We start from the raw sequence: 15,772 nt of genomic DNA, 5'->3' as shown, positions 1-15,772 counted from the left end.
TTTTCTTTTTTCTGAACTTTTGTCCAATATCTATTGTAGCACTACAGTACTTTTCGCTAATTTTTGCATTTGCTATTGCTTTTTCATGCAAAATATGCTATGATATATTATATTTATGTGGATATGGTTTGGAAAAATATAAGAAATTTAATGATTTTTAACAAATGAGAATGAAAGGAGTTGCTTATACATGTGCGGAATAGTAGGCTATGTGGGAAAAAAGGATTGTACAAAGGTGCTGCTTGACTCACTGTCAAAGCTGGAATACAGAGGTTATGACTCAGCAGGAATAGCTGTTTTTGAGAACGATGCTATCAAGACAAAAAAGACAAAGGGCAGACTTGCTGACCTTGAAGAAAAGCTTAAAAGAGAGGGCTGGCTCAACGGTACTTGCGGTATAGGTCACACACGCTGGGCTACACACGGCGAGCCGTCTGATATAAATTCACACCCTCACGGAAATGCGAATATTTCTATCGTTCATAATGGTATCATTGAAAACTACAGAACTATCAAGGATTTTCTGCTGAAAAAGGGATATGTCTTTGAATCTCAGACAGATACAGAAACAGTTGCAAAGCTTCTTGATTATTATTATGAGGGCGACCCTATGGCGACAATACAGAAGGTTCTTGCTGAGATAGAGGGTTCATATGCTTTGGGTATCATATTCAAGGATTTCCCAAGAAGAATATATGCAGTAAGAAAGGATTCTCCTCTTATCGTTGCAGTTGGCGAGGACGAAGCTTTTATAGCTTCTGATGTGCCTGCAATACTGAAATATACGAAGAATTACTATCTTCTTGACGAGAACGAGATCGCTGTCCTTGACGATGGCAAGGTGGAGTTCTTTGACGTTCACGGAATGCCGGTTGAGAAAGAGATGCTCGTTGCTGACTTTGATATGGAAGCCGCTGAGAAGGGCGGATATGCTCACTTTATGCTCAAAGAGATTCACGAACAGCCAACAGCTATAAAAACAACTATCACACCGAGAATAGTTGACGGTATGCCAAACCTTGAAGAATGCGGTCTTACATATGACAGGCTCAAGGGCTATAACAACATTTTCGTTGTTGCCTGCGGTACTGCAATGCACGCAGGTCTTGTGGGCAAGTATGTGCTTGAAAAGATTGGAAGAATACCTGTTACAGTGGATATGGCTTCTGAGTTCAGATACAGAGATCCTATCATTGCAAAGGGAGATCTTGTTATTCTTGTTTCACAGTCAGGTGAAACAGCCGACACTCTCGCAGCCCTTAGAATGGCTAAGGAGAGGGGTGCTGAAACACTTTCTATCGTAAACGTAAAAGGCTCGTCTATCGCAAGAGAGTCTGATATGGTGCTTTACACCCATGCAGGTCCTGAGATATCTGTAGCTTCCACAAAGGCATATATCGTTCAGCTTTCTGTATTCTATCTACTGAGCTTTGCTATAGCATACGCTCACGGAGCTATCTCAAAAGAGGAGTGCATGAGACTTACAGCAGAGCTTCAGAACGTTCCTAATATGCTTGAAGTTGTCCTTAAAACACCTGATAATTGTCAGTATGTTGCTTCACAGCTTGTAAACAAGGAAAATCTTCTTTATATCGGCAGAGGTCTTGACTATGCGCTTTCTATGGAAGGCTCATTGAAGCTTAAGGAGATATCATATATCCACTCTGAGTCATATGCCGCAGGCGAGCTTAAGCATGGCACTATCTCACTGGTAACAAACAATATGCCTGTTATCGCAGTTGCAACACAAAGAGAACTTCTTGACAAGACCATAAGCAACGTCAAGGAGGTCAAGGCAAGAGGAGCTTACGTTGTCCTTGTTACTCACGGATATATCAACGTTGACGACGAGGTGGCTGATTATAAGATCGGTCTGCCGACAATAGACGATCTGCTCATGCCTATGCTGACAGTAGTTCCTTTGCAGCTTATCGCTTACTATACCTCAGTTCTCAGAGGCAATGACGTTGATAAGCCGAGAAATCTTGCAAAATCAGTTACAGTTGAATAAAATACAGGGCAATCCGCAAAGGGTTGCCCTTGCTGTTTGAAAAAGGAGTTTATTATGAGCAAATACAGATATTTTGTTTTCGATTTTGACCTTACTCTTGCAGACTCTTCCGAGGGCATTTTGGAGTGCTTCAAGCACGTTTTGAAAGAGTTTGGTTATCCGCCAAAGGACGACAGGACTATCTACAACACCATAGGCATGACCCTTGTTGACGCTTTCGACCTGCTGACAGATATGCCTGACAATCCTCAGCGTGAGGATATGCGAAAAGCGTATGTAAAAAAAGCAGACGAAGTAATGGTTAAGAAAACATATTTTTATGACGATACTATCGCAATTTTGCAGACATTGCAGAACGCAGGGGTAAAAGTCGGCATAGTTTCAACGAAATATCGCTATAGGATAGTCAATACTTTCAATGAGCAGGCAGGCTCTCTGCCTGTGGATATCATAGTTGGAGGCGAGGACGTCACAAGGGCAAAGCCTGACCCGCAGGGACTTGACCTGATAATAGAGCGTTTCGGTGCGGATAAATCGGACGTGCTTTATATAGGCGACAGCTACATCGACGCTGAAACTGCACTCAATTCAGGGGTGGATTTTGCAGGAGTAACAACTGGCTCTACCACTAAAGAGGATTTTGAAAAATACCCTCATATCTATATCGGCTCGTCACTGTTGGACATATTTCAGAATATATAAATTTTAAGTAAATATAATTTTAAATAAATGTGAAAAACTATTGCTATTTACGGAGCTTGATGTTATAATATAATTTGATGTACTATGTTAAGTACCAAGCGGATAACATAAATATTATTATATGAAAGGACGGGTATGCTATGATAAAAAGCATGACCGGTTTCGGCAGAGAGCATATCGTGGCAAACGGCAGAGAGATAATCGTTGAGATACGCTCTGTAAACCACAGATATTATGAATTTACTTCGAGAACTCCGAGAGCTTACGGCTATCTTGATGAAAAGCTGAAAGGATTTCTTAAAAGCGGTATCTCCCGTGGTAAGGTAGAGGCGTCTGTTTCTATCTATAATCAGGAGGGTACTGACGCTGAGATAGAGCTTAACAAGGCTGTTGCAAAGGGCTATCTTGACGCACTGAGAGGTGCGGCTGACGAGCTTGACCTTGATGACGATATCACACTGTCACATATCATGAAGCTTCCTGATGTGTTCACAGTTGTGAAGAAAACAGATGACGAGGAAGTAATCTGGAACGAGGTAAAGGAAGTTGCTCAGGTTGCGTTGGACAGATTTGTTCAGATGCGTGAAACTGAGGGCGTCAAGATGTATGACGATATCAGCGGCAGACTTGATTATATCGAGGAAACTGTGGGCAAGATAGAAGACCAGTCACCTAGCGTTACTGAAAGCTACAGAGAAAGACTTTATGCAAAGATAAAGGAAACTCTCGGCGATAAGGACATAGACGAGCAGAGGATACTTACGGAAGTGGCTATTTTCGCCGACAAGGTGGCAATAGACGAGGAAACAGTAAGGCTCAGAAGCCATATCTCACAGTTCAGAGGGCTTATCAAGTCGGACGAGCCTGTGGGAAGAAAGCTTGACTTCCTTGTGCAGGAGCTTAACCGTGAGGTGAATACTATCGGCTCAAAGGCTAACGATCTCACTATCACAAAAATGGTGGTGGATCTTAAGGCTGAGATTGAAAAGATCAGAGAGCAGATACAGAATATCGAATAACGGCGGTGTGAGATATGCAGCTTATTAATATCGGTTTTGGAAATATGGTGTCCTCCGCAAGGGTCATTGCCATAGTTTCCCCTGAGTCTGCGCCTATAAAGCGTATCATTCAGGAAGCTAAGGATAAGGGTACTCTTATAGACGCCACCTACGGCAGAAGGACAAGAGCGGTGCTTATTATGGACAGCGACCATGTGGTGCTGTCGGCAGTTGCACCTGAAACTGTAGGCGGACGTGCCGCTGTTGACGAGGAGGACGATGACAATGTATAAGAACAATGCAAAGCTGTTTGTTATATCAGCTCCCTCAGGCTGTGGCAAGGGAACTATACTTGCAGAGGTCTTTAAAAACAGAGATGTATTCTATTCTATATCCTGCACAACAAGAAAACCCAGAGAGGGCGAAAAGGACGGCGTTCATTATCATTTTATAAGCGATGACAGCTTTAAGAAAATGATAGACAGCGGTGAATTTCTTGAACACGCGGGCTATGTTGGTCATTATTACGGAACGCCAAAGAAGCCTGTTCTCGCTAATCTTGAGCAGGGCAGAGATGTTATACTTGAAATTGAAACTAACGGTGCTTTTCAGGTGAAGAAAGCCTTTCCTGAAGCTGTGCTGATGTTTATACTTCCACCGTCTGTTAAGGAGATAGACAGACGGCTTAGAAAGCGTGGAACCGAGTCTGACGATGTTATCGCTGACCGTGTAAGTCAGGCTGCCGGTGAGATCGGCAAAGCCGGCGGTTATGATTATGTGATAATGAACGACGGGCTAGAGGACGCTGTGGAAGATTTTGTTGCAGTTATGAATTCCGTGAAAGCCGAGGACGGCAAGGCGGATAAATTCAGATCAGAAAATGATGATACAAAGAAATTAATTGACGAGGTGCTTAATTATGATGCTTAGACCGGCCGTAAGCCAGATTTTGAAGAACAATGAAAGCTATTATTCTCTAGTTATTGCAGTTGCAAAGAGAGCAAGAGAGATCACGAGCGACGCTTTTGACAACAAGCTGGTGCTTGATGAAAAGCCAGTAAAGACAGCAGTTGACGAGCTTTATAATGGCGAATACAAGATAATCGAGGATCCAAGCCTCAGAAAATAATCGAGGCTTTTTATGGGGAGGTGTACGGCTGTGCGTGGAGTTTTTATCGTGGCAAAGGTTGCAATAAGCCGTGCATCATACAGCTTTGACGCACTGTATAGCTATAGTGTGCCGGAGGAGCTGGCTCAGAAAGTGAAAAGCGGAGTGCGTGTGCTTGTGCCTTTTGGCAGAGGAAACCGCAAAGCCGTAGGATTTGTTGCGAGAACGTATACGGAAGCCGAGTATAACGATAAGCTGAAGCCTGTTATTTCAGTGGTGGACGGGGAAAGCCTTGTCACCGAGGAAATGATGAGGATAATAATGTGGCTGAAAGAAAACACTTTCTGCACCTATTATGACGCTTACAAATCCGTTGTGCCTACAGGCTTTTCCTACACTTTTTCACAGCATTACAGCCTTGTCAATACCTACATTGACGAGGATACTTTAAATGAAGATGAGAAAAATGTGGTGGACTTTCTCCGCTGTGCAAAAAGTCAGAGGGAGATAGACAGCTTTCTTGATGTGCATAATGACGCACGAAAGAAGAAAACTGTGGATTCTCTTGTGGATAAGGGCTATGTTGAGATCAGCGACGCTTTGAAAAGGAAAGTCGGTGATGAGAATATCAGCATGGTAAGGCTTTCTGACGAGTATGTGTCAGGGGAGATACAGACCACTCTTACCCCGAAGCAGACCCTTGTGGTGAAGCTGCTTGAAGAGGGCGGCTGTGCCTCTGTTAAAGAGGTCTGCTATATGACCAACTGCACTTCAAGCATATTAAAAAGGCTTGCTGACAAGAAAGTTATCGTGCAGTATAAATACGAGGTCATGCGTGACGCCATAGGCGAGCTTGGCGAAAGGCAGGACCCTGACGATATCATATTAAATGATGAACAATCAGCGGCATATGAGGGCATAATGGGGCTTATAAAAGCTGAAAAGCCCGCAGGTGCGTTGCTTTACGGTGTTACGGGAAGCGGCAAGACATCTGTGTTCATAAAGCTTATAAAAAGCGTTATGGATATGGGAAAAACGGCTGTCATGCTTGTGCCTGAAATATCACTTACACCACAAATGCTCGGCAAATTCAAGTCACTTTTCGGTGATAAGATAGCCGTTATGCACTCGTCATTGTCGTTGGGACAGCGTACTGACGAGTTCAAACGTGTAATGCGTGGGGAAGCAAGAATAGTTATCGGCACAAGAAGTGCAATATTTGCTCCTGTCACCAACGTGGGAATAATCATTATGGACGAGGAGGGCGAGCCGTCATATAAGTCGGACTCAACGCCTAGATACCATGCACGAGATGTTGCCATACAGCGGTGCGGATATAATAACAGCGTGCTGTTGATGGCTTCTGCAACTCCGTCTTTGGAGAGCTTTTATTACGCTCAAAAGGGCAGATATCACTTGTTTGAGCTTAAAAACAGATATTCAAAGTCGCCCCTGCCGGCAGTCGAGATAGTCGATATGCAGGAGGAAGCGGCAGAGGGTAATGACAGCTTGCTCAGCCGTGTTATGTGTGATAAACTCACAGAAGTGCTTGCGAAAAAAGAGCAGGCTATCCTGCTTTTAAACAGGCGTGGCTATACAACGTATATCACTTGTATGGACTGCCGTCAGCCTGTGGCTTGCCCAAACTGCAATATACCCCTGACCTATCACAAGAAAAACGATAGGTATATGTGCCACTACTGCGGATATACCATGGATAATATAGAGCACTGTCCACAGTGCGGCTCACAGCGGCTCAAATCAAGCGGTGTGGGAACTCAGCGTGTGGAGGACGAGCTTGAACGGCTTTTTCCGCAGGCAAGACTTCTGCGAATGGACGCTGACACCACTTCTTCGAGATATTCCTATGAGGAGAATTTCAAGGCGTTTGAGAAAGGCGAGTATGATATAATGCTCGGCACTCAAATGATAGCAAAGGGACTTAATTTCCCGAATGTCACAATGGTGGGTGTCATATCCCTTGACAAGGCACTGTTCACAGGGGATTTTCGCAGCTATGAAAGAACATTTTCACTGCTCACTCAGGTGGCAGGAAGAAGCGGCAGAGGAGATAAACCAGGGGTCGCATACATTCAGACCTTTGTGCCTGACCATTATGTGCTGAACCTTGCGGCAGAGCAAAATTATGATGAGTTTTATAAAGAGGAGATAGCACTGAGAAAGTCGCTGACATATCCGCCTTTTTGCGATATATGCGTCATAGGCTTTTCAGCACCCCTTGAAAGCAAGGTAATAGGCGCTTCACGCTGGGTGACTCAGCTTATAAAAGAGTATATCTCACTGCACAAGGTGAATTTTCCCCTCAGAGCGCTAGGCCCTGCACCTTGTACATTTGAAATGATAAATAATCGCTACAGATACAGACTTATCCTGAAAACACGCAATACTGCGGATTTTCGTGAGATGATAAAGCACGTTCTGGGCGAGTTCTATAAAAATAAAGATTATCAGACAGTTCGTATCTATGCCGACATAAACGGCGATATCGGGCTTTAAGAAAGGATAGTTAAATAAATGGCACTCAGAAAAATACTTAATAAGAGCGACGAGATTCTTCACAAGGTCTGCAAGCCTGTTACAGAATTTGACGACAAGCTTGGTCAGCTTCTTGACGATATGACGGAAACTTTGAAAAATGCCAACGGCGTTGGTCTTGCAGGTCCACAGGTGGCAAAGCTGAGAAGAGTGGTCGTTATAATAATCGACGATAAGGTTTACGAGCTTATCAACCCTGAGATAACATGGCAGAGCGAGGAAAAGCAGAGAGTTCTGGAGGGCTGTCTTTCATGCCCGAACGAGTGGGGCTATGTTACAAGACCTATGAGAGTTAAGTTCAAGGCGCAGGACAGACGCGGTAAATGGTACGAAATGGAAGTATCAGAGCTGTTTGCACAGTGCGTTTGCCATGAGCTTGCACACCTTGAGGGTCATCTGTTTACTGAGATAGTTGAAGAATTTGTAGAGGTCGAGGACTAATGAAAATAATCTTCATGGGTACGCCTGATTTTGCCGTACCAACGCTGAAAAAGCTTTATGACAGCGGATATGAGGTGCAGGCTGTTTTCACTCAGCCTGATAAGCCAAAGGGCAGAGGCTATAAGCTTACTCCGCCCCCTGTAAAGGTGCTGGCTCAGGAGCATGACACTCCTGTTTATCAGCCGCAAAGCCTTAAAAAAGACGGTGAGGAGTATGTTAAAATTATCAATGACCTTGCCCCTGATTGTATCGTGGTGGCGGCTTATGGCAAAATGCTCCCTAAGTCGGTGCTTGATATACCAAGGCTTGGCTGTGTGAACGTCCATGGCTCGCTGCTTCCTAAATATCGTGGAGCAGGTCCGATACAGTGGGCTGTGCTTAATGACGAAGCTGAAAGTGGAATTACAACGATGCTTATGGGAGAGGGCATGGATACGGGAGATATCCTTGTGGAAAAGGCTACACCTATTGGCGAGAACGAAACAGCCGCTGAGCTTTTTGACAGACTTGCTGAAATGGGTGCAGAGGTGCTTGTTGATACCCTTGAAAAGCTCGATAAGGGTGAGATAACCCCTGTTAAGCAGGACGAGAGCCTTGCGACTTATGCACCAATGCTCTCAAAGGAGCTTTGCCCTATAGATTTCACAAAGCCAGTGAGAAAGATACACAAGCAGATATGCGGTCTGTCTGATTGGCCATGCGCTACTACAGTGCTTGAGGGCAAAAGGCTGAAAGTATATAGATCTGAGATAGCTTCCACAAAGCCTTGCGGAAAGCCTGCGGGCACTGTGGTGGATAACAGCGACTTTTCTGTTGCCTGCTCAGACGGAGTCATAAGATTTACTCAGGTGCAGGCTGAGGGCTCAAAGAGAATGGATACCGCTGATTTTCTCAGAGGCAGACATATCGAGAACGGCACTGTGCTGGGATAATTCGGAGGAACTATGGGAAACGCCAGAAAAACGGTTTTAAGGCTGCTTACAAGGCTTGAAAACAGCGGCTCATATTCAAATATACTTCTTGACGAGGGCCTTGAAAGGTCAGACCTTTCACCTCAGGACAAGAAATTCGCCGCAGCACTTTTCTACGGCGTTTTGGAAAGACAGATAACTCTTGATAACATTATTCGGGAATATTCACGCAACCCTAAGAATAAGCTTGGTACTGAGGTCAGAGTTATACTGAGAATGGGTCTTTATCAGCTTTTATATATGGACTCCGTTCCTGACAATGCGGCTGTGGACGAGTCTGTGAAGCTTGCAAAGAAAAACAGAAATCCTGCGGCAAGCGGCTTTGTGAACGCAATGCTAAGGGAGTTTATAAGAAACGACAAAAAGCTTCCAAAGGGCAGAAATGCCACGGAGGAGCTTTCTATAGAATACTCCGCACCTGTATGGCTGACGGAGAAGTGGACAAGGGAATACGGCAAGGACATCTGCCTTGAAATGCTGAAAACCTCTGTGGGACAGGCACCTGTCACCGCAAGAGTGAACACAGTCTTTCATTCTCTTGAAAGCACACTGGATATGCTCGCTGAGGAGGGCATTACATTTGAAAGGCTGTCCGTCCTTCCTGATTGCATAAGGATATGCGGTGCAGGGGCGGTGGAGCATACTAAGGCTTACAAAGAGGGCAGGATACACGTTCAGGATCTTTCGAGCCAGCTTTGCTGTGCGGCTCTTGATCCTAAGGAGAACGATACAATTCTTGATCTTTGTGCCGCACCTGGTGGAAAGACCTTTACAATTGCCGAGCGTATGAACAACAAGGGCAGAGTGCTTGCTTTTGATCTGCATAGAAATCGTGCAGGGCTTATTGAAAGCGGTGCCAAAAGGCTTGGGCTTGACTGCATAAGCGCAGGTGTCAACAATGCAAAGGTCTATGACGAGAAAATGCCAAAGGCTGACAAAGTGCTTTGCGACGCACCTTGTTCCGGACTTGGCGTAATAAGAAGAAAACCTGAGATAAAGTATAAAGAACCCTCAGATTTCGACAGACTTCCTGAAATACAGTATGATATACTGAAAACGTCAGCGGAGTATGTAAAAGTCGGCGGAACGTTGGTGTATTCCACCTGCACGCTGTCAAGGGCGGAAAATGATGAGGTGGCAGACAGATTTTTGGCTGAACACCCTGATTTTGAGCCTGCACCGCTAGGCGAGGCTTTCGGTAGCGACAGCGGTCTTTGCAGAATGTCTATCACACCTGCAAAATATAATTCAGACGGATTTTTTATTGCTAAGTTTATCAGGCTGAGGTGATCTTTTGGTAGCATTTGATGATAATGGTAAAATAGATATATTGGGGCTTCTGCCTGACGAGCTGGAAGCTGAGATACTAAAGCTTGGAGAAAAGAAGTTCCGTGCAGGGCAGATATTTGATTGGCTTCATGTAAAGCGAGTGTCAAGTTTTGATGAAATGACTAATCTATCTGTACAATTAAGGAATCTGCTCAATGAAAAATTTTGTTTAAAATCACTATTTGTGTCAAAAAAGCTTGAATCTCATACCGATAATACTGTAAAATATCTATATGAGCTTGAGGACGGAAATCATGTGGAATCCGTAATAATGGAATACAACTACGGAAACACCATTTGCGTGTCAACTCAGGTGGGCTGCAAAATGGGCTGTCGCTTTTGTGCGTCAACTATTGCAGGCTTCAAGCGTGATCTGACTTCCTCGGAGATTCTGGGACAGATATACGCTTCTGAGCGTGACAGCGGAAGAAAGATATCTGGCGTGGTGCTTATGGGAATAGGCGAGCCTATGGATAACTTTGATAATGTGGTGAATTTCCTTGAAGTGCTGTCCTGCCCAAAGGGCTTTAATATGTCGCTAAGGCACGTTTCAGTGTCTACCTGCGGCATTGTGCCGAGGATATATGAGCTTGCAGAGAAAAAGCTGGGCATAACATTGTCTATCTCTTTGCACGCTTCCAATAATAAGAGCAGGAGCGAGATAATGCCCGTTAATGACAGGTATGATATCAACGAGCTTCTTGCCGCCTGCCGATACTATTTTAAGGTAACAGGCAGGAGAATTTCTTTTGAATATGCTTTGATAGACGGACACAACGATTCTATGGAGGACGCAAAAGAGCTTGCGGAGCTTCTGGGCGGATTTGTCTGTCATGTGAATATAATCCCTGTTAATAAGATAAAGGAGCGTAATTATCATTCTGACAGAAAGTCAGCCAACAGATTCAGAGGATATCTGGAGAAGCTTGGGATAAACGCTACTGTGAGGCGGACCTTGGGTGCGGATATAGACGCTGCCTGCGGTCAGCTAAGACGAGAATATGAGATCTGATAAAAGGTGGTGAATCGCTTGTTTATAGCGTCTGATACAGACATCGGAAAAAAACGCAGTGAAAATCAGGACAGAGTGCATGCTGAATTTCTTGCTGACAATGTTGCCGTTGCGGTGGTCTGTGACGGTATGGGCGGAGCGTCATCAGGCGGAGTTGCCAGTCAGCTTGCCATTGACGCAGTAGTAAAACGTATCAAGGAAAATTTCCGAAAAGATATGAAACCAAATTCCATAAGAAATCTTATGCTCACTTCAGTGCATTATGCGAATACGATCGTGTATGGCAAGAGCAAGGAGGATATTGACAAAAACGGCATGGGTACGACCTGCGTTGCGGCATTGGTGGTGGATAAGACCGTTTATATGGTGAGCGTGGGCGACAGCCGTGGATATCTTCTTACCAAGGACGGTATAGCTCAGATAACCACTGACCATACTTATGTGGAAATGCTTTATAGGTCGGGTCAGATAACCAAAGAAGAAGCGAAAAATCATCATATGAGAAACGTTATCACAAAGGCTGTGGGCGTTGAATCAGATGTTGAGGTCGATTATTTCGAGCTTGAAGAAAATGATAATTTTGCGGTGCTGCTTTGCTCTGACGGTCTGACCAATTATTGCACAGACAATATGATATATGAAACTGTGTTTGGCAATAATCTTGACGAGGCTATAAAACAGCTTATTGCTTTCGCAAACGAATGCGGCGGTAAAGATAATATTACTGCTGCGGTAATAGCAAATTAATGGAATGACAATAAAACATGAATAATATAGGAGTTGAATTACATGGATTCTAATATCGGCAAAAAGCTAGACGGCAGATATGAGATAACCGAGCTTATCGGCGTGGGCGGAATGGCTGACGTTTATAAGGCAGTTGACGTTATGGAAAACCGTACTGTTGCGGTAAAGATACTTAAGCCTGAGTTTTCACAGAATGAGGAATTTCTCAGACGCTTCAGAAACGAGAGCAAGGCTATCGCTGTACTTTCTCACCCTAATATCGTAAAGATATATGACGTGGGATTTTCTGACGAGATACAGTTTATTGTTATGGAGTATATCGACGGCATTACCCTTAAAGAGTTTATCGAGCAGCAGGGCGTGCTTAGGTGGAAAGACGCTTTGCACTTTGTAACTCAGATACTCCGTGCTTTGCAGCACGCTCATGATAAGGGTATCGTTCACAGAGACATCAAACCGCAGAACATAATGCTTTTCCCTGACGGAACTATCAAAGTCATGGATTTTGGTATCGCAAGATTTTCAAGGATCGACGGAAAGACACTTTCTGACAAGACTATCGGTTCTGTTCACTATATCTCACCTGAGCAGGCAAGGGGCGATATGACAGATGAAAGATCTGACATATACTCTGTAGGCGTTATGCTCTATGAGATGCTCACAGGCAGAAAGCCTTTTGACGGTGAAAATCCTGTGGCTATCGCTCTCAAGCATATGCAGGAGGATCCGGTTCCGCCAAGAGAGATCATGCCTTCTATCCCGGAGGCTCTTGAAGAAATAGTTATGCACGCTATGGAGAGAGATCCTGCAAGACGTTATCAGTCAGCAGCAGAGATGATAAAGGATATAGACACATTCAAGCTCAATCCATCTGTTGTTTTCGGATATAAGAACAGCCCTGTTCCTATCCCTGTGGCTGATAACAATAACAAATATTTTGACGATGAGCATAGTGAGAACTATGACGACGATGAAGAATATGAGGACGATGACGAAGAAAACGATGACGAGGAAGAAGAGGAAGAAAAGAAGCGTTCTTACGTTGTTCCGATACTCCTTGCTGTGACAGTTGCGGTAGTTATCATTGCAGCGTTCGTTATCGTAGGAGTTGTATTCAAGTCATTCAGCGGTTCAAACGGTATGCACACAGGCACAGTTACACTGCCAAACTTTGTGGGCAAGAATATCGTTCAGGTTGAGCAGGATTATAAGGATAAGCTTAAATTTGATATCACCGAAGAGTATAATGACCAGTATGACGAGGGAATAATCACATTCCAGGGTCAGGCAGCAGGAAAGTCTGTTAAGGAAGGCTTCACGGTTACACTTACTGTAAGTAAGGGCAAAAAAATGGCAACTATCCCTGACATGGTGAAGAAAGACGGCACTGTGGCTGAAAGCGAGCTTAAGGCTGCAGGATTTATGGTCGTTAAGAGAGATATATGGTCTGAGGATATAGCTTCAGGTCTTGTTGTGAAAACACAGCCGGCAGCAGGCGAGCAGTATGCCGTAGGTGCGACTGTTGCTTTGTTTGTAAGTAAGGGCCCTGTTGAAACAAGAGTCAAAGTACCAAGCGTTGTAGGTCTTACAGAAGAAAAGGCAGTTGCAATGCTCAAGGAGAACAAGCTCAAGGCTGAGGTCAAGGAGATCGAGCATGAGGGCGATAAGGGCAAGGTAATCGAGCAGGATACAGACGAAGGCACATATGTTGAGCGTGACACAACGGTTACTATCTACGTTTCAACGGGAGAAACTTCACCTGTTGAGGTAACATTCTCACTGCCACTTCCAAGTGGTATCCACGGCTCATATTCTATAGACATCTACAATAACGGCAACGTTGCATATACACAAAAGATCGGTAGCGGAGAATCTGTTGCAGGCGGTTCTGTAAATGTAACGGTAAAGGGCAAGAAGACAGAAACTCTGACTATCTTCATCACAAATGACGAAAATCAGCAGAAGTGCCGTTATGCAGTATATGACGTAGATTATGATAAGCAGACAGCTACTCTCAGCGGAAGCCTGAATGAAAGCGGTCTGATCGACATTACTCCGACAACGACCACAACTACTACAACTACGACCACAACAACTACTACAACTACCACTACTGAAGCACCTGCACCGGAGCCTCAGGAGCCAGACGAGCAGGGTCAGTAGTTCATGAATGGAATAATCGTTAAAGCTATCGGAGGCATCTACTATGTAGAAGCCTCCGACGGCATTTATGAATGTAAGGCAAGAGGAGTATTCAGAAGAAAGAACATTTCTCCTGTAGGCGGCGACAGAGTTGAATTTTCATTGGAGGACGATGGAAGCGGAGTTATCGAGAAGATAGAGGAAAGACGCTCATTGCTTATAAGACCGCCTCTTGCAAATCTTGATATGCTTGTGTTCGTTTCGTCTACTTGCGAACCAAGACCTAATCTGCTGTTGCTTGATAAGTTTATTGCAATAGCTGTTTTCAAAAAAATAGAGCCTGTGGTAGTCTTTACAAAGATAGACAAGGAAAGCTGTGACGAGCTTGTGGACATATACAAGGGTGCAGGGATAAAGACCTTTCAGGTAGACAATACCACCGGCGAGGGCAGTGAAGCTGTTAAGGCAGTTCTGGAGGGTAAGCTGTCGGCATTTACAGGAAACACGGGCGTTGGCAAATCGTCACTGCTCAATAATATGTTCCCTGCATTGGGGCTTGCCACCAACGAGATAAGCAAAAAGCTTGGCAGAGGAAAGCACACCACACGCCATGTAGAACTTTACAAGCTGGAGGGCGGTGGTTATATTGCCGATACCCCTGGCTTTTCGTCGTTTGATACCAACAGATATGATATTATTTTCAAGGACAAGCTTGCAGGTTGTTTTCCTGAGTTTCAGAAATACGAGGGCAAGTGCAGATTTCCTGATTGCAGCCACACAAAGGAAAAGGGCTGTGCGGTCATAGAGGCGGTAAAAAATGGCGAGATCGCAAAGTCAAGGCATGAAAGTTATGTGGAAATGTACGAGCAGGCAAAGCAGCTTAAGGAGTGGGAATACAAAAATGACTAAGAAATGCACTATCTTTTCAGGTGGTGAAGCGGTGTCGGCTCAGTGTGTGGCAGAATATAAGCCTTTTATCGACGATTCTCTTGTGATATCCGCTGACAAGGGCTATAAGCTTGCACAGGCAGTGGGCGTAAAGTCGGACGTTATTATGGGCGACTTTGATTCCGCTGAAAAACCTGTTTTTGATAATATCGAGATCTTCCCCTCAGAAAAGGACGATACCGACCTTATGCTCGCCATAAAGCAGGGCTTTGAGTCGGGTTGTGATGATTTTCTCATATTTGGTGCAACAGGTGGACGAGTAGACCACTTACTTGGAAATATCCAATCTCTGGGATATATTTTATCTTGTGGCGGTGAAGGAATGATAGCCGCAGATAGGGAGATAATTCGGCTTTATTGTGCAGGCAGTTACAGGATATATGACCGTGAGGGCTTTTCGTTCTCACTGGTGGCATATACCGATAAGGTAGAGGGTCTGACCATAAAGGGTGCGAAATATGAAGTAGAGGACTGTCTGCTGACCAATGCTTTCCCACTTGGCATATCAAACGTGGTGAAAGGCTTTGATGGGCAGGATAGAAAATACGCTGAGATATCATTCAAAAGTGGCTATCTGCTGTCAGTACAGTCAAAAATGGTAACCGATTTTTGATTTTTGAATAATATAAACTATAACTATTCGGGAGGTAATACTTATGAAAGTTGTAGTTGTAAAAAGTCCAAAGGTCATATCGGGTTTAATGAGGCTTATTTTCAAGATCAAAAAGGAAGAAGAATAGGATAACTGGCGGTACTCGTGTGACCCGCCCCCTGTCAAGTAGACAGCGCAAAAAACAAAAATATTCT

Annotated in this window: 15 protein-coding genes; all 15 read left to right on the top strand. The window is 44.3% G+C overall.

The window, feature by feature from the left end:
- Positions 1 to 190: 190 nt before the first annotated feature.
- The 15 genes from glmS (at position 191) to DW015_RS12235 (ending at position 15,578) form a co-directional block, all read left to right on the top strand.
- Positions 191 to 2,011: a glutamine--fructose-6-phosphate transaminase (isomerizing) gene (glmS, locus tag DW015_RS12305; RefSeq protein ID WP_022287839.1), complete on the top strand. Its 1,821-nt coding sequence runs from the start codon at positions 191 to 193 to the stop codon at positions 2,009 to 2,011.
- A gap of 54 nt (positions 2,012 to 2,065) precedes the next feature.
- Entirely contained in the window at positions 2,066 to 2,713 is a 648-nt protein-coding gene (locus DW015_RS12300) for an HAD family hydrolase (RefSeq protein ID WP_022287840.1), read from the top strand.
- Positions 2,714 to 2,853: 140 nt separating this feature from the next.
- Complete coding sequence (locus DW015_RS12295; protein WP_117905830.1) at positions 2,854 to 3,732, top strand: YicC/YloC family endoribonuclease; 879 nt, start codon at positions 2,854 to 2,856, stop codon at positions 3,730 to 3,732.
- Between the two features lie 14 nt (positions 3,733 to 3,746).
- Positions 3,747 to 4,004: a DUF370 domain-containing protein gene (locus tag DW015_RS12290; RefSeq protein ID WP_022287842.1), complete on the top strand. Its 258-nt coding sequence runs from the start codon at positions 3,747 to 3,749 to the stop codon at positions 4,002 to 4,004.
- Positions 3,997 to 4,641 (top strand): guanylate kinase, encoded by a 645-nt coding sequence (gene gmk / locus DW015_RS12285; RefSeq protein ID WP_022287843.1) that lies wholly within the window; start codon positions 3,997 to 3,999, stop codon positions 4,639 to 4,641. The genes DW015_RS12290 and gmk overlap by 8 nt, the downstream gene beginning before the upstream one ends.
- A complete protein-coding gene (gene rpoZ, locus DW015_RS12280) occupies positions 4,631 to 4,840 on the top strand; it encodes a DNA-directed RNA polymerase subunit omega (protein WP_022287844.1) in 210 nt (69 codons plus the stop codon). The genes gmk and rpoZ overlap by 11 nt, the downstream gene beginning before the upstream one ends.
- Before the next feature lie 30 nt (positions 4,841 to 4,870).
- On the top strand, positions 4,871 to 7,336 hold the full coding sequence (gene priA, locus DW015_RS12275; protein WP_242993286.1) for a primosomal protein N': 2,466 nt from the start codon (positions 4,871 to 4,873) through the stop codon (positions 7,334 to 7,336).
- Positions 7,337 to 7,354: 18 nt separating this feature from the next.
- Positions 7,355 to 7,816 carry a peptide deformylase gene (def, locus tag DW015_RS12270; protein ID WP_117905828.1) on the top strand — a complete coding sequence of 154 codons (462 nt, stop codon included), beginning with the start codon at positions 7,355 to 7,357 and terminating at the stop codon, positions 7,814 to 7,816.
- The gene (gene fmt / locus DW015_RS12265; protein ID WP_117905827.1) at positions 7,816 to 8,748 is read left to right on the top strand and encodes a methionyl-tRNA formyltransferase; all 933 of its coding nucleotides are present in this window, start codon (positions 7,816 to 7,818) and stop codon (positions 8,746 to 8,748) included. The genes def and fmt overlap by 1 nt, the downstream gene beginning before the upstream one ends.
- Positions 8,749 to 8,760: 12 nt before the next feature.
- A complete protein-coding gene (gene rsmB, locus DW015_RS12260; RefSeq protein ID WP_117905826.1) occupies positions 8,761 to 10,077 on the top strand; it encodes a 16S rRNA (cytosine(967)-C(5))-methyltransferase RsmB in 1,317 nt (438 codons plus the stop codon).
- A 4-nt stretch (positions 10,078 to 10,081) separates the two neighbouring features.
- Positions 10,082 to 11,128 (top strand): 23S rRNA (adenine(2503)-C(2))-methyltransferase RlmN, encoded by a 1,047-nt coding sequence (rlmN, locus tag DW015_RS12255; protein ID WP_117905825.1) that lies wholly within the window; start codon positions 10,082 to 10,084, stop codon positions 11,126 to 11,128.
- A gap of 18 nt (positions 11,129 to 11,146) precedes the next feature.
- The gene (locus DW015_RS12250; RefSeq protein ID WP_022287850.1) at positions 11,147 to 11,875 is read left to right on the top strand and encodes a Stp1/IreP family PP2C-type Ser/Thr phosphatase; all 729 of its coding nucleotides are present in this window, start codon (positions 11,147 to 11,149) and stop codon (positions 11,873 to 11,875) included.
- A gap of 42 nt (positions 11,876 to 11,917) precedes the next feature.
- On the top strand, positions 11,918 to 14,038 hold the full coding sequence (gene pknB / locus DW015_RS12245; RefSeq protein ID WP_117905824.1) for a Stk1 family PASTA domain-containing Ser/Thr kinase: 2,121 nt from the start codon (positions 11,918 to 11,920) through the stop codon (positions 14,036 to 14,038).
- A 3-nt stretch (positions 14,039 to 14,041) separates the two neighbouring features.
- Complete coding sequence (gene rsgA / locus DW015_RS12240; RefSeq protein WP_046441704.1) at positions 14,042 to 14,926, top strand: ribosome small subunit-dependent GTPase A; 885 nt, start codon at positions 14,042 to 14,044, stop codon at positions 14,924 to 14,926.
- Entirely contained in the window at positions 14,919 to 15,578 is a 660-nt protein-coding gene (locus DW015_RS12235) for a thiamine diphosphokinase (RefSeq protein ID WP_181979926.1), read from the top strand. The genes rsgA and DW015_RS12235 overlap by 8 nt, the downstream gene beginning before the upstream one ends.
- Positions 15,579 to 15,772 lie beyond the last annotated feature (194 nt).

It is taken from the genome of Ruminococcus sp. AF37-20, assembly GCF_003460465.1.
GTDB lineage: Bacteria > Bacillota > Clostridia > Oscillospirales > Ruminococcaceae > Hominimerdicola > Hominimerdicola aceti.
Note: the sequence above shows the minus strand (reverse complement) of the source record. Positions and strands in the feature narration are given on the sequence as shown.